General features: G+C 49.6%; 19 protein-coding genes. 7 read left to right on the top strand and 12 right to left on the bottom strand.

Annotated elements, in window-relative coordinates; genetic code table 11:
* Nucleotides 1–112: 112 nt before the first annotated feature.
* The 3 genes from T433_RS0110495 to T433_RS0110485 form a co-directional block, all read right to left on the bottom strand.
* Nucleotides 113–2974 (bottom strand): putative LPS assembly protein LptD, encoded by a 2862-nt coding sequence (locus T433_RS0110495; protein ID WP_027455766.1) that lies wholly within the window; start codon nucleotides 2972–2974, stop codon nucleotides 113–115.
* An 80-nt stretch (nucleotides 2975–3054) separates the two neighbouring features.
* Complete coding sequence (locus T433_RS0110490) at nucleotides 3055–3549, bottom strand: HDIG domain-containing metalloprotein (RefSeq protein ID WP_027455765.1); 495 nt, start codon at nucleotides 3547–3549, stop codon at nucleotides 3055–3057.
* 4 nt (nucleotides 3550–3553) lie between these two features.
* On the bottom strand, nucleotides 3554–5332 hold the full coding sequence (locus tag T433_RS0110485; protein WP_027455764.1) for a biotin/lipoyl-binding protein: 1779 nt from the start codon (nucleotides 5330–5332) through the stop codon (nucleotides 3554–3556).
* Between the two features lie 215 nt (nucleotides 5333–5547).
* On the opposite strand from T433_RS0110485, the gene T433_RS0110480 reads away from it, so the two are divergent.
* Nucleotides 5548–6315 carry a lipocalin-like domain-containing protein gene (locus tag T433_RS0110480; RefSeq protein ID WP_027455763.1) on the top strand — a complete coding sequence of 256 codons (768 nt, stop codon included), beginning with the start codon at nucleotides 5548–5550 and terminating at the stop codon, nucleotides 6313–6315.
* Nucleotides 6316–6422: 107 nt separating this feature from the next.
* Here T433_RS0110480 and queF read toward each other — a convergent pair whose 3' ends face one another.
* The 6 genes from queF to T433_RS0110450 all read right to left on the bottom strand — a co-directional run bounded on the left by queF (nucleotide 6423) and on the right by T433_RS0110450 (nucleotide 10408).
* The gene (queF, locus tag T433_RS0110475; RefSeq protein ID WP_044109704.1) at nucleotides 6423–6887 is read right to left on the bottom strand and encodes a preQ(1) synthase; all 465 of its coding nucleotides are present in this window, start codon (nucleotides 6885–6887) and stop codon (nucleotides 6423–6425) included.
* Nucleotides 6887–7576 carry a queuosine precursor transporter gene (locus tag T433_RS0110470; RefSeq protein ID WP_027450123.1) on the bottom strand — a complete coding sequence of 230 codons (690 nt, stop codon included), beginning with the start codon at nucleotides 7574–7576 and terminating at the stop codon, nucleotides 6887–6889. The genes queF and T433_RS0110470 overlap by 1 nt, the downstream gene beginning before the upstream one ends.
* A gap of 68 nt (nucleotides 7577–7644) precedes the next feature.
* A complete protein-coding gene (locus T433_RS0110465) occupies nucleotides 7645–8727 on the bottom strand; it encodes a hypothetical protein (protein ID WP_155808477.1) in 1083 nt (360 codons plus the stop codon).
* Nucleotides 8728–8757: 30 nt separating this feature from the next.
* Complete coding sequence (locus T433_RS0110460) at nucleotides 8758–9198, bottom strand: RNA-binding S4 domain-containing protein (protein ID WP_027455760.1); 441 nt, start codon at nucleotides 9196–9198, stop codon at nucleotides 8758–8760.
* Between the two features lie 11 nt (nucleotides 9199–9209).
* Nucleotides 9210–9800, bottom strand: a complete 591-nt coding sequence (gene pth / locus T433_RS0110455; protein WP_027455759.1) for an aminoacyl-tRNA hydrolase — start codon at nucleotides 9798–9800, stop codon at nucleotides 9210–9212.
* A gap of 11 nt (nucleotides 9801–9811) precedes the next feature.
* Nucleotides 9812–10408 carry a 50S ribosomal protein L25/general stress protein Ctc gene (locus tag T433_RS0110450; protein WP_027450127.1) on the bottom strand — a complete coding sequence of 199 codons (597 nt, stop codon included), beginning with the start codon at nucleotides 10406–10408 and terminating at the stop codon, nucleotides 9812–9814.
* A gap of 207 nt (nucleotides 10409–10615) precedes the next feature.
* On the opposite strand from T433_RS0110450, the gene nusB reads away from it, so the two are divergent.
* The 5 genes from nusB (at nucleotide 10616) to T433_RS0110425 (ending at nucleotide 13902) form a co-directional block, all read left to right on the top strand.
* The gene (nusB, locus tag T433_RS0110445; protein WP_027450128.1) at nucleotides 10616–11566 is read left to right on the top strand and encodes a transcription antitermination factor NusB; all 951 of its coding nucleotides are present in this window, start codon (nucleotides 10616–10618) and stop codon (nucleotides 11564–11566) included.
* A gap of 26 nt (nucleotides 11567–11592) precedes the next feature.
* Nucleotides 11593–11916, top strand: a complete 324-nt coding sequence (yajC, locus tag T433_RS0110440; RefSeq protein WP_027450129.1) for a preprotein translocase subunit YajC — start codon at nucleotides 11593–11595, stop codon at nucleotides 11914–11916.
* A gap of 124 nt (nucleotides 11917–12040) precedes the next feature.
* Nucleotides 12041–12904 carry a CdaR family protein gene (locus T433_RS0110435; protein WP_248616513.1) on the top strand — a complete coding sequence of 288 codons (864 nt, stop codon included), beginning with the start codon at nucleotides 12041–12043 and terminating at the stop codon, nucleotides 12902–12904.
* Entirely contained in the window at nucleotides 12901–13449 is a 549-nt protein-coding gene (coaE, locus tag T433_RS0110430; RefSeq protein ID WP_027455757.1) for a dephospho-CoA kinase, read from the top strand. Before T433_RS0110435 ends, coaE begins: the two co-directional genes overlap by 4 nt.
* A gap of 12 nt (nucleotides 13450–13461) precedes the next feature.
* Nucleotides 13462–13902, top strand: coding sequence for a DUF5606 family protein (locus T433_RS0110425; protein ID WP_027455756.1), 441 nt, complete (start codon nucleotides 13462–13464; stop codon nucleotides 13900–13902).
* A 57-nt stretch (nucleotides 13903–13959) separates the two neighbouring features.
* On the opposite strand, the gene T433_RS0110420 is transcribed toward T433_RS0110425, so the two are convergent.
* Nucleotides 13960–16998: an outer membrane beta-barrel protein gene (locus T433_RS0110420; protein ID WP_027455755.1), complete on the bottom strand. Its 3039-nt coding sequence runs from the start codon at nucleotides 16996–16998 to the stop codon at nucleotides 13960–13962.
* Nucleotides 16999–17115: 117 nt separating this feature from the next.
* Between T433_RS0110420 and aroB the strand changes: the two genes are divergently transcribed.
* The gene (gene aroB, locus T433_RS0110415) at nucleotides 17116–18162 is read left to right on the top strand and encodes a 3-dehydroquinate synthase (protein WP_027455754.1); all 1047 of its coding nucleotides are present in this window, start codon (nucleotides 17116–17118) and stop codon (nucleotides 18160–18162) included.
* Here aroB and T433_RS0110410 read toward each other — a convergent pair.
* Both T433_RS0110410 and menC read right to left on the bottom strand, forming a co-directional pair.
* Nucleotides 18136–19104 (bottom strand): AMP-binding protein, encoded by a 969-nt coding sequence (locus T433_RS0110410; protein WP_027455753.1) that lies wholly within the window; start codon nucleotides 19102–19104, stop codon nucleotides 18136–18138. The two genes, aroB and T433_RS0110410, sit on opposite strands and share 27 nt — an antisense overlap.
* On the bottom strand, nucleotides 19083–20114 hold the full coding sequence (menC, locus tag T433_RS0110405; protein ID WP_027455752.1) for an o-succinylbenzoate synthase: 1032 nt from the start codon (nucleotides 20112–20114) through the stop codon (nucleotides 19083–19085). Before menC ends, T433_RS0110410 begins: the two co-directional genes overlap by 22 nt.
* Nucleotides 20115–20287 lie beyond the last annotated feature (173 nt).

The raw sequence follows: 20287 nt of genomic DNA, 5'->3' as shown, positions 1-20287 counted from the left end.
GACCAGGAACCCCTCCCCGACCCTCCCAAGGGAGGGGGTTAAGTCTCCCCTCGGGGAGATTTAGAGGGGGTCCTTCTCACTTCTCACCTCTCACTTCTCACTTAGAAAAGCACTAATACCACTGGACGCTGTTGCTATAGCTGCTGCGTTTGTCGTACTTCAACGCATCGGTAAGGGTTGAAGCATTACAACGGAAAGAGAAGTTATAGCTGGTGTATGGCGCCAATACCACAGAACACGACATGTTGAAACAGTGAAGGTCGCGACTGAGCGATGCTGTGGTCATGGATATCTTCTTGTTTTCGAAATCATAGCCCGACGAGAAACTGATGTTCCATCCTTCCGACAGACGGACATTGCCACTGACGTTCAGGTTCTGCGAGAACTTGTAAGGATAGCGCATCGTGTTGTAGTTGAACTTGCTGACATCGGTATGCTCGCGCATGGTGACACCATAACCAAAACTCAGCGACCAGGGCAGCGAGAACTTCATGTAGCCATCCTCATCGGTCTCTGCCATATTACCCTGTCCCTTAGCCCCATGCTTACCTTTCTCAAGGTCGCGATCGAGGTTGGTCTCCACCTCGTTCTCGTCCTCGTCTTCTTCCTCATCATCACGCTTCTGCTTTTTCTCCACGCGCTCGCCACGAAGCCACTTGAAGAGGTTGGAAATCTTATTATTATCGAGGGTATAAGACAAGTTCTGCGACATACCCTGGAAACGACCTATCTTACCCTGCTGCCAATAGGTGGTGTGCTCGCTGACACGAGGTGTGGCACCAACAGAGTCGGCCTCATAGACATAGCTGGCAAAGACCGCATTCATGTTGAAGGTATAGCTCTTGGTCAGCTTCAGTCGCATACGCACGGAGAGGTCACTCAGCGGACGAATATCCGTAGCCATATTATAAGACATGGCAGCGCCCAACTCGTCGATAAGACTGATCTTCTTGAAGCCTGTGGTGTCTGCATCTGACTTAATCTTCATCTCTACGTTGTTCGACAAATCGAACGAGAGACTACCTGTCTTGCCTTTGCCCGGCACGCCATAGAGCGAGCCCTGATAGGGAGAATACTCGACCATAGAGACATTGCCATTGGCATCTGTCTTCATGTAGGTATCGTAATAGCCATAGCGCGAGGCGCTGAAGTCGGGCGCATAACTGAAGCTGACAGAGGGGGTCAGCACGTGGCGTACGGCCTGAACCTTATCGCCAAAGAGTTTGCGCGAGGGTATATAGAAACCATATAGTTTCGTAGAAGCAGAGAGCGACAGGTTCCAATTATAGACATTATAAAATCCATAGGTGGTGTCGCGAAGCTCTGTTTGGGCGGCATCGTCCCATGAGCGCTTCACCTTATTGGTATAGGTACGGTCGGTGAAGTTGAACGAGGGGTTGATGTTGATATAGTTAAACAGGGTGAAATTGGCCGAAACGGGGATGTTGTGCTGCATTCCGTTGCGCCAGTCTTTCACCAAACTGGAATGCATCAGCTTGTCTTCCTTTGTAGAGATAGAGTTAGAGAGACGACCCGTATAGCTCAACGCAATCTTCTCGTACCAACGCTCCTTGCCCACCATGTGCTTGCGCTTGAAGGGATAGAAGCGCGACACCGAGATGTTCAGGTCGGGCAGCGTCATGGCGATAGAAGAGTCGCGCATGTTCTGACTGAGGTTCATGGTGGTGCTCAGGCTGAGACCAAGACTGGAGAAGCCTGTGCTGTACGACACCGACGAAGTACGTGTGGACTGTGTCAGCGCCTGCGGATTATACATCGAGGTCAGGTTGTTGCGCTCGTAGCTGCTGGTGGCAAAGTTGACACTGGCAGAGAGGTTGGAATAAGGATTGGCCTTAGCATCCTGGCGATGCGACCACTGAATCTTGAAGCTGGTCTGCTTGGCATAGTCAGGCATGTTTTTCTCGCCGGTGATGGTGTTCTGATAGCTACCAAAGAACGAGCCACTGTACTTGTAGCGACGACGATAGTTGCTGGCTGCACTGATGCCCCATGACCCCTTGGTATAAATCTCGCCCAGGAGTTTCAGGTCCATCTTGTCGCTGATGGCAAAGTAGTAGCCACCATCGCGCAGATAGAAACCTCGTGAGGTCTCGTCGCCATAAGTTGGCATGATGAAACCACTGGAATAGCTCTTGGTGAAGGGGAAGAAGCCATAAGGGATTGCCAACGGAAGGGGCACGTCGGCCACCACCAGATAGGCGGGTCCGAAGACCACATCCTTGCCGGGGCGCACCTTGGCACGCGACAGAGCCAGATAGAAATCGGGATGGGGTTCGTCGCAAGTGGTGTAGCGTCCGTGGCGCAGATAGAGCTCGCCATTGGCACCACGCTTCGACAACTCACTGGTCAGGAAGCCATCCTCTTGCTGGGTGTAAACCTGCTGGATAAGTCCTTTCTTGGTCTTGAAGTTGAAGGCCATTGTATCGCTCTCGTAGCTATCGCTGCCCATCTTGAACACAGGCGTGCCGAACATCTCGCCAAGGGTGTCGCGGGCACCAGTGGCATGAACCAGCGAAGAGTCGAGACAGAGGTAAATCTTCTCGCTGGTGAGGTCCATGTTCTGATAGGTGACGTGCGATGAACCATAGAGATGAGCCATGCCTGCGCCAGCTTGGTAAACCAGCGAGTCTTCGGCAGAGAACTTCACCGGCGAATCGATACCGTTTTTCTTCTTGCGATTGATGCTATCCAGCGCCAGCGAATCGTCGATGGCCTTATTGTGCTTATAGATAGCCAGTTCGAGAGAATCCATCTGAGAGGTATCGCGCTTCAACGCCGCCGCAGCGGGCTTAGCATGAGGCGAGATAGAAGTGTCGTGAGGCAGTGTGTCGGCAAACAACGAGTCGTCCATCACCCTGTTAAGAATCATGTTCTGAAGGGGCGATGAAGGTATTTCCGCCAACACAAAGATGAAAGCGGAAAGCAAAACAAATATCGCATATTTGCGTTTCACGGGTGCAAAGATACGAAAAAGTTGAGAGTTAGAGGATAAGAGTTATGAGTTTTTTGACGTAGAGCCCATTATTTTACGCTTTATTCAAACATTTTGGCCCAGCCAAGAAACTTTTCGACGCCTTCATGACCAAAGCGTTCCAAACTCTGAGCGGCCTGTTCGACGGTAAGCACACGCTCGGGATGTGATTTTGAATAAAACTTGTCGGCATAGCACACCAGCTGTTCTTCAAGGGTCTCGGGCTCGAACCCCGGCAGTCCGGTACCGGTATGTCGTTCGCAGACACGGGCATGGCGCTCGAAACCCAGTTGGCGCAGCAAGCGTCCGCCAATCTGTCCATGCTCGATGTAAGGGGCTTCGCCTACACAAAAGATGGAAGGCGCGTGGCACCAGCGGATGCCGATGTCGTGGAGCATGGCTGCCTCTTCCACAAACTGTACGTCGAGCGACAACTCGGGATGCTGGCGACAGATAGCCAGACTGCGATCGGCCACCTGACGAGAATGAAAAAGCAGAAGACGACGCAACTGATCATCTTCTGCATAATACTGATTTATAATTGATTGATAGTCCACTTCCTTACTTGGCATCGCGCTCTATCCAAGCCAGCACATCGCCCTTGCGGACCTTTGCGCCCTGCTTGACACCAACCTCAACAAGTTTACCACCGAGTGCTGCGGGGATGGGCACAATCTCACCCCATTTCTCCATCAGGTAGCAGAAGGTCTGGCCTTCCTCGTACTTCTGACCGATGAATGGTTCGAGACAAGGTGCGCACTCGCCCTCGCCATTGAACTCGTAGAAAATCTGACCAGCAGAAGGACTTACCAATGCGTCGGCCTTAGCATGCTTGAAGGCTGCCAGCTCCTCAGCGCTCAGCTGGGTGCCAAGCTTAGCATCCTTAGCCTTCTGAAGGTCTGCCAGGAACTGCTTCTTGGCCTGACCACTCTTGTAGGCACGATACTGCTCGGGGTGCATGGCCAGCTCGAAGAGCTCTTCGTTGTCCTTACCATAGTCCCAACCGTTCTCGTCCATTTCCTTCTTGAAACCATCGAGGGCATTCTCGAGCAAGGTGTGAGGATCCACATCAGTGAACTCACGCTTCTGCTGCTTAGCCAACTCAACAAGCTCGGGATCAACAGTGCCGGGAATCTTACCACTCTTACCGAGGATCATGCCCCACATAGCGTCGTCCATCATCACGAAGCGACCCTTGCCCTGCTCGATGGTGAGAAGGTTCATCAGGGCAATGTTCTTGGTATATTGAGAGAATGGTGTTACCAATGGGGGATAACCTACGCGTGGCCATACATACTCAACCTCGTTGAAGAGCTTCACAAGCATGTCGTCCATGGTCAGCTCGGGCTCGCCTTTCTGAGCACGCAGCTTGTTGATCATGGTCTGGATGCCACCAAGGTCGGCCATCATAGAACCCATCATGCCGCCAGGCAGTCCGCAACCCAACAGGAGTGAAGACATGTGCTTGTTGGCAGGATTGATAAAGTAGCCCAGCCACTCGTCGATAAACTCCTGAGTGAGCGTACGTGCCTGCATATAGGCATTCATGTTAATCTCAGGAACATCGAAGCCCTCGTTCTTCAGCATAGACTGAACAGAGATGATATCGGGATGAACCTTACCCCATGACAGAGGCTCAATGGCTGTATCGATGATGTCGGCACCATTGTTACATACCTCGAGAATAGAAGCCATAGACAGACCAGGACCTGAGTGACCATGATACTGGATGATGATATCGGGATGCTTGGTCTTGATGGCCTTGGTCAGAGCACCCAGCATAGCGGGCTGACCAATACCGGCCATATCCTTCAGACAGATTTCCTCGGCACCAGCAGCAATCACTTCGTCGGCAATGTTTGAATAATAGTCAACGGTGTGAACGGGTGAGTTGGTGATACAAAGGGTGGCCTGAGGAATCATACCTGCAGCCTTGGCCCATTTGATAGAAGGAATGATATTACGTGTGTCGTTCAGACCACAGAAAATACGGGGGATATCAACACCCTGAGCCTTCTTGACCTTATACATCAGCTCACGAACATCGTCGGGCACAGGATACATGCGCAGTGCGTTCAAACCACGGTCCAACATGTGGGTCTGAATGCCTGCCTCGTTGAATGGCTTACAGAAAGCACGTACGGCATCGTTAGGATTCTCACCTGCCATGAGGTTCACCTGCTCGAAAGCGCCACCATTGGTCTCAACACGAGCGAAGCATCCCATCTCGATAATGACGGGAGCAATGCGCTCCAACTGATCCTTGCGTGGCTGGAACTTACCAGATGACTGCCACATGTCACGGTACACAAGACTAAACTTGATTTTCTTTTTTCCCATAGATTTATCAAATAGATTTTATCAAATATTTCGGTACTGAAAATTAAAATTGGTGCAAAGGTACTAAAGAGTTGGGAGTTAAGGACCTCGCAGATAAAGTAATTTGTACCATTTAACGTTTTTTTACTGAATGACAATAAAAAAATATCACATTAGCTATACTTTAACTGCCAACTTTTCATTACCTTTGCCCACAAAACCAGCATTCATAGATAATGAAACAGAAAGTTCTATCATTCGCATTGCTGCTGACCATCGGATGTTTCGTGGCTTGCGGCACAAGCAAAGAGAAAATAAGCAACGAGGAAGAGGAAGTGGTGTTCACCAGAATAGAAGGTGACTCTACCATCTATGGTATGGCTTGCGATGGATGCAACGACACCATCGTGGTCTATCTGGAGACGCCCTACTCAGGATCAGACCCCGACACACTGAATATTCTTGAAGCCTCGAAACAGCACAAGATTTTCGGTCATCCACGTATCGGCGACAAGCTGGCTATTGTTCGCAATGGCGTTGACACGACCAAGGCAGACATGGTGATTGTGACCGAAGACCTGCAAGGCAACTGGTGCTACAAGGTGCTCCCCACCCTACGCATGCGTGCTGACATGGAAGGACACACCATCAAGCAGAAGATAAGCCAATTGCCAGACACGATTGTCAAACTGCTGAAAGTGGAGCGCGAGTATGGCATCAGCATCAAGGCCGACAATGTGGCTTTCCCCATTGGTATGAGCAGAGGAAAGGCTACCAGCGATGAGGAATCGCCCGTGGAATACCCTAAACTGAAGTTTTACAACGAATGGTTTATCTATAACGGTAAAATCGTATTTCGCAGCGTAAGGCCCGACTCCCTGGGACAGCAGCAGGTTTTGCTGAGCGACACTGCCGACTTGGAGATGCTGACTCCCGACACTTTGGTCTTCCGATTTGCTGAAGGCTTGAGAGGTTACTACAAGAAAATTAAGGAAGAAAATTGATAGAATGAGAAATAACAAAAACAAGCGTGGCCTCCATGGGAAGTCACGCTTGTTTCTTTTATATAGTTTCTATTATAGCCTTGTTAATGTAACCTTTCAGCTATTAACTATATGCATTGATGCTGCATGAGGCGCTGTTCGGCCAACTTCTCGTACTTAGTACCGGGCTTACCATAGTTAGCATATGGATAGATGCTGATGCCACCACGGGGAGTGAACAATCCAACGACCTCGATGTATTTAGGCTCCATCAACTTCACCAAGTCCTTCATGATGACATTCACACAGTCTTCATGGAAGTCACCATGATTGCGGAACGAGAAAAGATAGAGTTTCAGACTCTTTGACTCCACCATTCGTTCTGCAGGAATATACATGATCTTGATTTCTGCAAAGTCGGGCTGGCCCGTGATGGGACACAACGAAGTGAACTCAGGACAGTTGAACTGTACCCAATAGTCGTTGTCAGGGTGCTTGTTGACAAAGGTCTCGAGCACCTCGGGTGCATAGTCGCTACGATATTCGGTCTTCTTACCGAGGGCATGAAGACCTTCTGACTCTCTTGTTGCCATTATTCTTTCAGTTTAAAGATGTTGTAATTGATGTCACGATCGAACACATCTTCGTGGTCGTGAGCTTTTGTAAATTTCACCACACGGATGGTCACAGGAAGAACCAGAATCTCATAGACGGTCTTCAACGTCACCTGAGTGATAACAAGCGAGGGCATCTCTTCCCAGGGGATAACGCCTCCTAAGGCCAAGGGGAAGAAGATGAGAGAATCGGTCAGCTCGCCAAAGACTGTACTTAGCACAGCACGAGCAGAAAAGTTTTGTCCGTTGGACGACAGTTTCATACGACTCATCACATAGGCATTGACGAACGAGCCGCAGAGGAATGCCAGAAAAGAGGCTGCTGCAATACGGGGTGCCAATCCGAAAATCTGATGGAAGCCCTCTTCACCATGCCAATAGGGTGCTCCAGGAATCCAATCGGCAATAGCGCCAAAGAGCACAAAGAGGAAGTTCATGGCGAAGCCCATCCAGATGAGCAGACGCGTGCGGCTATAGCCCCAAACTTCACACACTACATCATTGATGATATAACTAACTGGGAACACGATAAGTCCTGCCGTCATATTCATCGGACCAAACGAAATCTGTTTGGTTTCCAAAACGTTTGCCGTTATCAGACAAACGCAGAACAGTATGCCGTAGAACATAAACAGCACACTGATACGCTGATTCTTGTTTGTTTCCATAATCTTGTTTTGTTTGTCGCGAGCCAACGCCCAGCGAGAGGGGGTTTAGCAAGTACCCCTATTATAAATTAATATTCGAAGTTGTACACAACCGTGTCGCCACCAGTGGTGCTCACCGTCATTCGACTGATGCTCTTATCGGCGTTCAGCTGTACCTCGACGGTCTGATGACGCTTGCCCGAAGTAAGCTCGCTGAGAACACTCGTATGACGAGCATAGCGGAAGAGTGACATCAGCAAATAGGGGTCGCAATTGTCAATACCCTCCACAAGCTGGTTGACATCTACCGTCTGGCAGCGATTGTCCACATTGCTATACTTAGGCATCACCTTTTCAATAATCTCACCATTAGCATACTGATATACGCTGTCGGCCACATGCATGCTGTCGGCAGCAAGCGAACGGCCGTTGACGTAGTAGGTAGCAGCATTAACCACCTTACCGCTCTTATGATGTTCGTAGCTGAAAGCAGTATTAATAGGAAGATAATAGAACTTATTCTTCACCATGTAATAGCCGATAGTATCCGTAGATGACTTCAGCGAATAGGGCTGATAATCAGGAGAATACGTACAAGAATACGTTTCCTCGCCATCATAAACCACCAGCGAACTGTCTCTGTCATTGTAGTTCAGCGTCACACTGCGAAGCTGAGTGCCGTTCTTTGACATTGTGAGGTTGACCGGACGGTACAATCTGTCATAACTGAACTCAAAGAGGCTGCCATCGCTGCCAGTAATTTTCTTCACAGCAGGTGCGTTGCCCAAAGAGCCATCACCGCGAGTGGCATGCTGAATATAGTAGAATATGCTGGCCACATCGGGATGCTCTACGTCGTAGAAACGAACCATACACTGGCGACTCTTACCAGTGGTATTCTGATCAAAGGATACGGGAATGCGATATATCACGTTGCCCTTTCCCTCCGTCAGTCCCAGACGAGTCCAACTGCCGTCAGAAAGCGAGACGTTCCATTTACCATAACTAAACATCACCACTGAGTCGACAGTAGTGTTGGCATAAACGCCATTATTCAGATAACGAGGACGAGCAAAGTTGATGCCCGCACTATACGGATCTTTGTCGTCGAAACACGAAGTCATCATCATCAAGATGGCCATTGCTCCTAGAATTAGCTTTCCTATTTTCATTGTTTTAATGATTAAATAATTGGTAAATTGTTAGACTTCTTCTTCATCATCGTCATCGTCCCAACTATCGAAGTCGAAGGCGCCATACCCCTCGAGCGAAGGGGTTACAAAGGCATCCATGGCGCGACGGTCTTTCTTCGTGGGGCGTCCGGTACCACGAGCTCTATCCACGAATCCGCTGATGCGGTTCATCTCCAACAGCTCGTATTGGTCTTGTGGTGTGATATTCTCGTATATGCCCGGTATGAGCTTGGCACCGACACGCTGTTCGATGGTCTTCAGAATTCTGAAAGAATAGGTAACCGGAGGCTTACGCACACTGATGACATCACCCTCTTTCACCATTCGCGAGGGTTTCACCAACACATTGTTCACCCCAACGCGTCCGTTCTTGCAGGCATCGGCAGCAATGCTCCTTGTCTTAAAGATGCGTGCCGCCCAAAGCCACTTGTCTATTCTTGCCTCACCCATACGTTGACAGATTATTCGCTTTTTGTTTTTGCTCTTTTTCCCAGTTTGTTATACTGGTTCATCGTGATGTCAATACCAGCCAGCACAAAGCTCTTGATAATGTCCACTGCTAGGTCGATGCTGGGTTGCAGTTCTTTCTGCTCTTCCTCGGAATAGCGTCCCAACACCCAGTCTATCTGTCCGCCACGGGCATATTCATTGCCAATGCCCATACGCAGACGTGCATAGTTCTGACCTATCAGCTGCTGGATATGTCCCAAGCCATTGTGCCCACCATTCGAGCCATTACCCTTCAGGCGGAAGTCGCCCAATGGCAGAGCCACATCGTCGCTAATCACGAGCAGACGCTTCTGGTCGATATTCTCTTTAGTAAGCCAATAACGCACAGCATTACCACTCAGATTCATGTAGGTAGAAGGCTTCAGAAGAATCACCTTACGACCTTTGAGAGTAGTCTCTGCCACGAAACCATAGCGTTTGTCTTCAAAACAGATATTGGATGCTTTCGCAAAAGCATCCAATACCATAAAGCCAGTATTGTGGCGGGTTAAGTCGTATTCATCGCCGACATTACCCAAGCCAACAATTAAGTACTTGTCCATTTCTCCTGATATTATTCAGCAGCAGCGGCAGCAGCAGCCTTAGAAGCACGAGTCTCCTTAACTGAGCATACAACTACCTGAGCAGGAGTAGCCAACTTCAAACCGTCGAAGCTCAACTCACCAACCTTGATGGCCTTACCCAGACCGAGGTTTGTAACGTCAACGTTGAGGATCTCAGGAATCTGCTTATAAGGAGCGGTAACGTCAATCTTGCGGATGCTGAGGTTCAGCTTACCACCATCACGTACACCCTGAGCCAGACCGTTCAGCTTAACAGGAATACCTACAGTGATATCCTTCTGGTCGTTAACCTCATAGAAGTCAGCGTGCAGCAGAGCGTCGCTTGTGGGGTGGAACTGCAACTCCTTAACGATTGCCTTGCGCTCCTTACCATCGATGTTGATGTTTACAACATAAACGTGAGGAGTGTAAACAACCTTACGAAGCTCAGACATAGGAGCAGTGAAAGACAGTGCTACGGGCAGACCATTCTCACCCTTTGTTTCACCATACAGATTGCAGGGAACGAGACCCTCCTTGCGCAGCATCTTTGAGGCTTTCTTGCCTAAGGCCTCGCGCACCTGGCCATTGATTGAAATCTCTTTCATAACAATAAATGTGTTACTCTAAATTAAGTTGTTAAATAAAAATTAATTAGACTTAATTCGCCATCACACGAAAAAAGCGGTGCAAAGGTACAAATAATTTATGAAATACAATTCAACGAGCATGTTTTTTTTCAAAAAAAGAACGTTTTACTTGTATAATAGAGGAAAAATGCCTAAATTTGCATCCGATAAAATGACAATATAAAGATGATTAACAGAGAAATCATACGTATTAAGATTGTTCAGTTAACCTACGCGTACTATCAAAACGGTAACAAGAACATTGACAGTGCAGAAAAAGAACTCTTCTTTAGTCTCTCAAAGGCTTATGATTTATACAATCATTTGCTGTCGCTGATGGTGGCCATCACCAAGGAGTCACGTCGCCGACTGGAGATTCTTCAAGCTAAAGCTGAGCGTGAGGGAACAGAGGCTCCATCACAGAAGTTCGCCTACAACCGTTTTGCCATTCAACTGGAAAACAACCATCAACTGAACGAATTTCAGGAAACACAGAAGCATGCCTGGGCCGATTACCCAGAATTTATTGGAAAGATGTTCGAGAAGATCGAACAGAGTCAGATTTATCAGGAGTACATGGAAAGCACAGAAGACAGCTATGCCAACGACCGTGAGTTGTGGCGCCGTCTGTATCGTGCCCTGATTGAAGACAATGAAGACCTGGATGCCATTTTCGAGGAGCAGAGTCTTTATTGGAATGACGACAAGAACGTTGTTGACACCTTCGTACTGAAGACCATCAAGCGTTTCGACGAGAAGAATGGTGATGCCCAGACTCTGCTACCCGAGTACGATTCGGAGGAAGAGAAGGACTATGCACGCAAATTGTTCCGCGCCACCATCCTGAACGCCGACGAGTATCAGCGCTTCATGAGCGAGGCATCTCGCAACTGGGATTTCTCTCGCCTTGCTTATATGGACGTTATCATCATGCAGATAGCTATTGCCGAGATGATGACCTTCCCCAGCATTCCCGTTTCTGTAACCATCAACGAGTATGTAGAGCTGGCTAAGTTCTACTCTACCCCACGCAGTGCTGGCTACATCAATGGTATGCTCGACGCCATTGCTCGCCACCTGGTAAGCACAGGCCGACTGATGAAGCCCATCGAGAACAGAGAGACAAACAATGACTAACCAATTTTTATTATTACCATAAGATTATGACCAATATCGTTTTAGTTGCACAGGCTGGTGCACAGCAGGGTGGCATGATGATGCCCATCTTGATGATTGTGGCTATGTTTGCCATCATGTATTTCTTTATGTTCCGTCCTCAGCAGAAGAGACAGAAAGAGATTCAGAAGTTCCAGAACGAGTTGACCGAAGGAACAGCTGTTGTGACTGGTGGTGGTATCTATGGCACTGTGAAGAGCATCGACCTGGCAAAGAACACCGTCGAGGTGAAGATTGCACGCGATGTAGTCATCACAGTTGACAAGAGCTTTGTGTTCAAAGATATGGCAAACCTGCCTTTGCAGAAGTAAACCAAGCACATTGAGCCCATCTCATATTTTCCGCACAGCCAGTCATTTCCAGTTTAGCAAGGCTAACAGGGAATTTCTGGTTTTTCTTGCTTTCTTTGCGTTAGCAGGTATTTTTTGGCTACTCATGACGCTCGATGTTCAATACGAGCAAGAGTTAAAGATACCCGTTCGCTACGTCAACGTGCCCAAGAATGCCGTCATCACCTCGAACGAGATTGACACCGTGAGGGTTGTGGTAGGCGACAAAGGCATCACGCTGTTGGCGCTGCTCTATGGCAACAGCGACAAGTGTATCGATATTGACTTCGACAACTTTGCCAGAAGCAACGGTACAGGTGTCATTACCAACAGCGATCTTCAAAAACTCATCAGCAAAACATTACCTGCTTCTTCAAGGATTGTCAGTGTGAAACCCGAGAAGCTGGTGTTCTATTATAACTATGGTGAGAAGAAGAAGGTGCCCGTCCGCATCCAAGGACAAGTTATCCCCGAGCCCCTTTATTTCATTTCCGAGACCAGGTACTCGCCAGACTCTGTCACCATCTATGCTTCCAGAAAGAAGCTGGACAGCATTTCGGTGGTATATACAGAAGAGCTGCACTACGAGAACTTCCACGACACGCTCACCATCGAAACAAACCTGGCCCGCCTGTCGGGTGTGAAGATGGTACCCAACAAGGTTTCTGTTTGCTTTATCACCGATGTTCTGACAGAAGAGAGCATCGACAACATTCCCATCGTAGGCATCAACATGCCTGAAGGCAAAGTGCTGCGCACCTTCCCCGCAAAGGTCAAAATCACCTTTGTGACAGGCATGAAGGACTTCCAGTCGCTGACCCCCGACGATTTCCTCGTGGTGGCCGACTACGAGGAGTTCAGTCGTAGCGAATCGACGAAGTGCAACATATACCTGAAGAAGGTACCCACAGCCATCCAGCAGGCCAAGCTGAGTGTTAACCAAGTGGACTATCTGATTGAAGAGCAATGAGAATAGGAATCACAGGAGGCATCGGGAGCGGCAAGAGTTTTGTATGCCAGCTACTGAAGCAGCGAGGAATAGAAGTTTACGACTGTGATAGCGCTGCCAAACGGTTGATGCGCACCTCAGCCCCACTCCGCCAACAGCTCACTGCACTGATTGGTCCCGACACCTACCTCCAGAATGGCAGTCTCAACAAGGCCGCAGTAGCACAGTTTCTGTTAGCCTCAGAGGCAAACGCCAAGGCCATAGACAGCATTGTCCACCCCGCCGTCTTCGACGACTATGAGAAGAGCGGCATCGACTGGGTAGAGAGTGCAATTCTCTTTGAGTCAGGCCTCGACAAACTGCTCGACAAGGTCATTGTCGTGACAGCACCAGAAGATGTTCGCATCCAGCGCGTCATGCAGCGCGACCACATCAGCGAGGCGAAGGCCAAGGAATGGATAGCCCGACAACTACCGCAAGAGACGGTGAGAGCCAGAGCCGATTATGAAATTATCAACGACGGGCAGACGCCCCTCGAACCACAAATAGACAATTTAATTAAATAAACAAGAAGAAATATGCAACAGACCATTTTAGCAATTGCCGGTAAGCCCGGACTCTACAAATTAGTATCACGTGCCAAGAACAGCCTGATTGTGGAAGCACTCGATGCCACCCATCGTCGTCAGCCTGCTTTCGGCACCGACCGCATCACTTCTTTGGCCGACATCGCCATGTACACCGAAACAGACGATGTGCCCTTGATGGATGTGCTGGACAGCATGAAGAACCTGGAAGACGGCAAGAAGTCTTCTGTAGATTATAAGAAGGCAAGTGGCGACGAGCTGCGCGAGTATTTCGGCAAGGTGCTGCCCGAGTTCGACCGCGAGCGCGTGCAGACCAGCCACATCAAGAAGTTGATTCAGTGGTACAACATCCTCATCGAGAATGGCATCTCTGACTTCAAAGAAGAGATGAAGCCCACTGAGGGTGACAACATTGACGATAGAAAAGAATAATCTTTCTAAGAAACATAAAAAAGGCACGGACTTCAACATCCGTGCCTTTTTTGTATCTTAGAACATTCGTGGACCACCGAATCCGCCACCAGGACGTCCGCTGCCGCCACCGAATCCGCCGCGGTTGCCACGGCGTCCTTCACCGCCGGAACCGTTTGGTCCGCCAGCGTTACGCATGCTCTGTCGTGCCTCTTTCGTTCCAAACAGGTTCAGACGATAGTTCACGCGCAGCATCACGTAGCTGTTGATGGCGTTGGTCTCCGTATCCGAACGCATCATCGCATTCAGTGTACGCGAGAAGCTTGACTGCTGTCCCAGAATATCATAGAACTCCAGGCGAACAGACAGAGGGTTACCCTTCAGGAAGCTTTGTGAAATCTGTGCATTCCATATCAGTTCGTTGGTGTTCATCGACGCATCACTATAACCGCGACGCGAGCTCATGTTCAGATTGGTGGTCAGCTGCATACCCCAAGGCAACTGTGCCGTGGTGTTGAAACCATAGCTGAAGTTCCAGGTATCCTGGTTGCCCTGTTCCTGCAACTTGTTGCGACCAAAGGTATAGTTGATCGAACCATTGGGTTCAAACTCAAACCAGTCGTTACGATAGCTGAATCCCAGTCGCTGTCCCAGTGAGGTCTGGTTCACGGCATTCTTCTGAACATTACCATCCTGATTCACGTCCAGATAGCTCACACTGTGTGTATAGCCAGCCGTAGTGCGCGTGTTCATATTGAAACGACCCAACGTATCAAGTGCCGTGTTAAACATAAACTCGCCACGTGCGTTCCAGTTGCCATTGATATTATCGCGAGTAGAAGTGCGTCCGCCAGTCTCAGGATTATAGTAAACCTTGCTGGTCACGCTGTTACTTGTTGTCGAGAAGTTCAGGTTGGCGAACACGAAGCGTTGGTGCTTCTGATAGTAGTTGTTGAAACGCCAGCTGAAGTTCTGGGTGAACGAAGGTTTCAAGCCAGCATTACCAACCGTGACATTCAAGGGGTCGCTGTCGTCCCTGATTTCCAACAGGTCTGTCATCGAAGGCTGACTCGTAGAACCACGGTACTGGAAGCGCATCTGTCCCTGGTCCGAGATCTTCCAACGGAAGTTGGCTGTAGGACTCCAGTTCACCACCGTGCGAGTGGTTGTGCCATAGTCCACGCCCAGATAGCGATACGAGAACTTCGATGTCTGTGGAATCAGCTGCAGTCCCACGTTGAAGTTATAGTCCTTGCGAATCATGCGTAGCATCACCTCACCCGTGTGGATAAAGTTCTTATATTCCGAGAAGCGGCTCAGCTCATTGCTCAGATAGTCATCCATTGTCTTACCGCTCTCCACCAGTTGTCCTAGGTTATGATCCCATTGGCGATACTGGAAGTTAAAGTCATCTAGCGAGAAAGGTTGTCCAGCGGCATTAGCCAGCGTAGGCCACTCACTGAAGTCGTAAGTAGAGCGATCACTCTTCGTATAACGATACTGGAAGTCGTAGCTCAACTGCAGATAGATGCGGTCGGCCACAGGCTCATTATAGGTCAGTCGAGCCGAGTAGTCGTAGTTCTTCGTGGGAGTCACGTTATAACGGTTTCTGTAGTATTCGCTATAGCTGCCACCATAAAGGTCCATCGTGGTCTTATACAGGTCCACCTCTTGCAGCGAGAGCGACTTCGAGTCACCGTCAGAGTAGTTACCCGTCAAGCGTAAAGAGATATTCCGTCCCAGCGAGTTCAGCTTGCGTGTCATCTGCAGTTCACCGCCAAAGCGCGTGCTGTTGCTGTACGACATTGAAGCATTATCACGACTGTTCACCAACAGCTTGTCGTCCAAATAGTTCGTTTGCAGATAGTTGATGGCATTCTGCAACTGTGCCCTGCTGTCCAGTGCGTAGTTCACATAGTTATAGGGATCCTGCGCAAAAGATGCCGAGAACGACTGCGACAGACCATCATTCCTGTTGACACTGAACGAGGGGCGGAAGTGGATGTTCGTCATCGTGTCGGGTGTCCACTCCACGCGGAAATTACCGCTCCACGAGTTACTGCGCGAGTAGTTCTGATTCACACTGTTGGAGAAGGCGCCCGTCTTCGACACGAAGTTCTCTGTTGCCGTACGACTCCACGTGTCACCATCGTTGTGGTTCCAGCGCACGCCGCCATCCAACTTCAGCAAGTTCTTCTTCTCGTAGTTCATATTTACAGCAAACATCTTCGGTGCCTGCAGTCCCTGACCACCTCCGCCAAAGCGTCCGCCAGGACCGCCTCCGCCAAATCCACGGTCGCCCACATTGTTTGCGTTGGTGAATCCCATGATGCGGAAGTCATCCTTAAACGTCATACCCATCAGTCGGCCCGTGTAGCGCTCCTTGGTACCGATACCAAAGTCAGCATTGGCAAACGTGCCTCTGTTCATGCCGCGCTTCAGTCCGAAGTCCAGCACCATCTCCTCGTTGCCGTCGTCCACACCCGTGATACGCGTCTGGTCGCTCTTTTCATCGTAAGCCTTCACGCGCTCAACGATAGACGTAGGCAGGTTCTTCATCGCCGTCTGCGTGTCGCCGTTCATAAACTCCTTACCGTCCACCTTAATTTTCTTCACCTCCTTGCCGTTGATGGTAATCTTTCCATCATCGCTCAGTTCGGCACCGGGCAGGCGCTTTACCAATTCTTCGAGCACAGAGCCCTCGGGCGTCTTATACGCGCCCGCGTTATATATAATGGTGTCTTCTTTCGAATACACACGCGCCATGTTCTTCACAATTTCAGTACCTTTCAGCATGATGGCGTCCACCTGTATCTGCAGTGTCCCCATGTCGATGGGTTTCCCTGCCATGGTGATGGAGCGAAACAGCGACTTATAGCCCACATACGTGATGCGGAACAAGTACTTACCATCCTTAGGAGCTGTCACCGAGAACTGTCCCATAGCGTCAGTCACCGTGTTGCCCACCAGCGTACTGTCGGTTTTCAACAAAGCCACAGTGGCCTGTATCACGGGTTCCTTCACGTCGTCGATGACTTGTCCGCTTACAGTGCGCTGTGCCTGAACAGAGAGGGCCGTGGTCAAGAGTACGGCCATCAAAAGTATCAATTTTTTCATTTTGGGAATATTTATCCGTAAAACTTTAGTCTTTTGATGTTGCCGGGGCAAAAAAGTTTAATCGACAAAGAAAAAATTTGGATGTTTCGCAGAATTACCTTAACTTTGCAGACACTTATGGACAAGCAGAAAGTTATCATTTCCAATCATCTGGAACAAGTTTTAAGCGAAGCTATCCTTGCATGCAAGGCCGACCGCACCTTTATTCTCACCGACGAAACCACCCATCGTCTTTGTCTGCCACTTGTCAAGAACTTCAGTTGTCTGAAGGATGCTCAAGAGATTGTCATTGCCGCAGGCGACATCAACAAGTCGCTCGAGGCCGTCTCCCACGTATGGAGCAGTCTTCAACAGGGTGGTGCCTCGCGCCATTCGCTGATGGTCAACCTAGGTGGCGGCATGGTGACAGACCTTGGTGGCTTTGCTGCTTCCACCTTTAAACGCGGCATCCACTTCATCAACATACCCACCACGCTGCTTGCCATGGTCGATGCCTCTGTGGGTGGCAAGACGGGCATCAACTTCGGAGGTCTGAAAAACGAGATTGGCGTTTTCAACAATGCCGACTGCGTGATTCTGGATACCAACTTTCTGAAGACACTCGACACCGAGAACCTTCTTTCCGGCTATGCCGAGATGCTGAAGCATGGTCTCATCTCTACCGAGAAGCATTGGGCCGAACTGCTCAACTTCGACCTTGACGACGTCGAGAAGTTAGGAGCCATTGTGGGCGAAAGTGTCGGAGTGAAACAGCACATCGTGACCGAAGACCCCACCGAGAAAGGCATCCGCAAGGCGCTGAACTTGGGCCACACCGTGGGCCATGCGTTCGAGTCGCTAGCCTTGCAGCGCCAGCCTGTTCTCCATGGTTATGCCGTGGCCTGGGGACTGGTGTGCGAACTCTACCTCAGCGTCGCCAAAACGGGCTTCCCCGTTGACAAGATGCGCCAGACCGTTAAGTTCATCTTCGACAACTACGGCCGCATGCCCATCACTTGCGACGACTATCCCACGCTCCTCGAGCTGATGACTCACGACAAGAAGAACGTGGGTGGACAGATCAACTTCACACTTTTAGGTGGCATAGGCGACATACGCATCAATCAGACGGCCACGAAAGAAGAAATCGAGGAAGCCTTAGATTTCTTTCGCGAGGGCTGCTAGGCGCTCTGCCTCTTTGCGAGCCGGCTTTCCCGTTTCCGTCATCGGTATCTGTTCCACATACTGATAGTAGCGTGGTTGCCAGTATTTCGGCAACACCTGTTGGCAGACGCTTCGCTGTGCATCTAGCTGTGTATCTTCTGTCAGCAGCACCAGTGCTTCGCCAAACTTCTCGTCCTTTCGCTTTGTGACGACAAAGGCTGCGCCAAGATGTGGCCGCAACAGTCGTTCCACCTCCTCTATCTGTATCTTGATACCGCCCGAGCACACCACATTATCTTTGCGCCCGAGGATGCGAAACTGCGTCCCTCGCAGTTCCACGATATCATTAGTCACCAGTATTCCCTCATGCACAGCGGGAGCATCTATTGCCAGGCAGCCTTCGTCCGTCTGTGCGATGCCCACGCCATCGAAGGGCGTGTACCATTCGCTGGCCTCCGTTCCGTTCAGTCGGCGCAGGGCGATGTGCGAGAGCGTCTCCGTCATGCCATAGGTACTCCAGACGGCATGTGGAAAAGTCTTCAGCTCTTGTGCAAGTGCATCGTCGATAGCGCCGCCTCCGATAATCAGGTGGCGCACACTTCTCAGCCTTTTTCTGCCCTCTTCTGTCTTCAGGAGGTTATACACCTGCATGGGCACCATCGCAGCAAAATCAATCTTTCCATTCCACGATGGACATCCTGTAGGTTTTTCAGCAACCAGTCGGAGTCCGCATGTCTGAGCGCGAACCACCATCATCTTGCCTGCTATATAGTCAAGCGACATGCAAAGCAGAGCTGTATCACCAGGTTTCAGTCCGAGAAAGTCACATGTGATACGAGCCGAAACCTTCATGCGTTCCTTCTCAACCCACATAGGCTTCGGTTGTCCCGTGGAGCCACTGGTATGTACCAACACCGTCGGACTACTGTTATGCCACTCTTCTAAGAATTCTTCGAGATCCATAGCTTGTCGCCCTTTATCTCCAAAGGCATTGGAACATTATCTGTAAACAACATACCTGTGCCCAGTCCTTGAGGCATTGTCAATGGGAAGCTGCTAGCAAACTGTGCAATAGCATTCAGGCCGATATTACTTTCCAATGCCGATGTAATCCACCAGCCGATGCCCTCTTCTTTAGCTATATCTATCCATTCCCTACATCCCATCATGCCACCATGAAGCGAAGGCTTTAACACAATGTAGGCAGGTTTGATGATGCGAAGCATCTGTCGTTTCATTTCAGGATCGTTCACGCCTATCAACTCCTCATCGAGCGCTATCGGCAATGGTGCATCCCTACACAGCTCAGCCATCTTCGCCCATTGTTTTTGTTTGATAGGTTGTTCAATGCTATGAATAGCATATTGAGAAAGAAGCTCCAACTGATAAAGAGCCTCATCAGGTTTGAAACCGCCATTAGCATCCAAGCGTAGTTCCACCTCACGATGTGAGAAACGTTCGCGAATACGTTTCACCAGGTCCAGCTCCTTATAAAAGTCGATGGCACCCACCTTCAGCTTCACACAGCGGAAGCCCTTTTTCAGTTTCTCTTCCATCCGACCGAGCATCTCTTCGTAGGAACCCATCCACACCAGTCCGTTGATGGTGATGCCTTTCTCGCCTCGTGCGAACGGCGTGTCAAACAGCAGGCCGTTGCCATTCTTCTTACTTTCCATATCCAGCAGAGCTGTCTCCAGTCCGAAGAGCATCGACGGATAGTCGCGCATCTCCTCATAGGGTATCTGCATGCTGCTGGCCAGCTGGTCACAGAACTGCTGCAACGCTGCTTCATACTGTTGGTCGGGCAACGCATCACAACTGAGGTCGGGCAGCGGTGCGCACTCGCCTACACCGCTTGCCTCTCCGTCAGAGATCGTAACCATCCATGACTTGCGCTCCGTATATACACCGCGAGAGGTGCCTGCCGGCTGCTTGAAATGGAAAATGCGTTTTGCAATACTTATCTTGTACATATTAACTATTTGTTTTTAAGACATAATAACGAAGGGGTTAAAGACATAATAACTGATATTAAAGACATAATAACAAACGAACAGACTTTTTTTAAAAGACATAATTGCTCGGCTCTGCCGCTTTCACCAAGCGAAGCGACTGAAAGAACAAACGAACAAACTTTTTTTACGAA

Origin of the sequence: Xylanibacter brevis ATCC 19188 (assembly GCF_000621725.1) — a bacterium.
GTDB lineage: Bacteria > Bacteroidota > Bacteroidia > Bacteroidales > Bacteroidaceae > Prevotella > Prevotella brevis.
This window is presented reverse-complemented; position numbering and strand designations above follow the sequence as displayed.

Bases quoted from the DNA above. Each gene is read 5' to 3' on its own strand.
- T433_RS0110485 (WP_027455764.1), bottom strand. From the start codon at position 5,332: ATGGGAAAAAAGAAAATCAAGTTTAGTCTTGTGTACCGTGACATGTGG.
- T433_RS0110480 (WP_027455763.1), top strand. From the start codon at position 5,548: ATGAAACAGAAAGTTCTATCATTCGCATTGCTGCTGACCATCGGATGT.
- queF (WP_044109704.1), bottom strand. From the start codon at position 6,887: ATGGCAACAAGAGAGTCAGAAGGTCTTCATGCCCTCGGTAAGAAGACC.
- T433_RS0110470 (WP_027450123.1), bottom strand. From the start codon at position 7,576: ATGGAAACAAACAAGAATCAGCGTATCAGTGTGCTGTTTATGTTCTAC.
- T433_RS0110465 (WP_155808477.1), bottom strand. From the start codon at position 8,727: ATGAAAATAGGAAAGCTAATTCTAGGAGCAATGGCCATCTTGATGATG.
- T433_RS0110460 (WP_027455760.1), bottom strand. From the start codon at position 9,198: ATGGGTGAGGCAAGAATAGACAAGTGGCTTTGGGCGGCACGCATCTTT.
- pth (WP_027455759.1), bottom strand. From the start codon at position 9,800: ATGGACAAGTACTTAATTGTTGGCTTGGGTAATGTCGGCGATGAATAC.
- T433_RS0110450 (WP_027450127.1), bottom strand. From the start codon at position 10,408: ATGAAAGAGATTTCAATCAATGGCCAGGTGCGCGAGGCCTTAGGCAAG.
- nusB (WP_027450128.1), top strand. From the start codon at position 10,616: ATGATTAACAGAGAAATCATACGTATTAAGATTGTTCAGTTAACCTAC.
- yajC (WP_027450129.1), top strand. From the start codon at position 11,593: ATGACCAATATCGTTTTAGTTGCACAGGCTGGTGCACAGCAGGGTGGC.
- T433_RS0110435 (WP_248616513.1), top strand. From the start codon at position 12,041: ATGACGCTCGATGTTCAATACGAGCAAGAGTTAAAGATACCCGTTCGC.
- coaE (WP_027455757.1), top strand. From the start codon at position 12,901: ATGAGAATAGGAATCACAGGAGGCATCGGGAGCGGCAAGAGTTTTGTA.
- T433_RS0110425 (WP_027455756.1), top strand. From the start codon at position 13,462: ATGCAACAGACCATTTTAGCAATTGCCGGTAAGCCCGGACTCTACAAA.
- T433_RS0110420 (WP_027455755.1), bottom strand. From the start codon at position 16,998: ATGAAAAAATTGATACTTTTGATGGCCGTACTCTTGACCACGGCCCTC.
- aroB (WP_027455754.1), top strand. From the start codon at position 17,116: ATGGACAAGCAGAAAGTTATCATTTCCAATCATCTGGAACAAGTTTTA.
- T433_RS0110410 (WP_027455753.1), bottom strand. From the start codon at position 19,104: ATGGATCTCGAAGAATTCTTAGAAGAGTGGCATAACAGTAGTCCGACG.
- menC (WP_027455752.1), bottom strand. From the start codon at position 20,114: ATGTACAAGATAAGTATTGCAAAACGCATTTTCCATTTCAAGCAGCCG.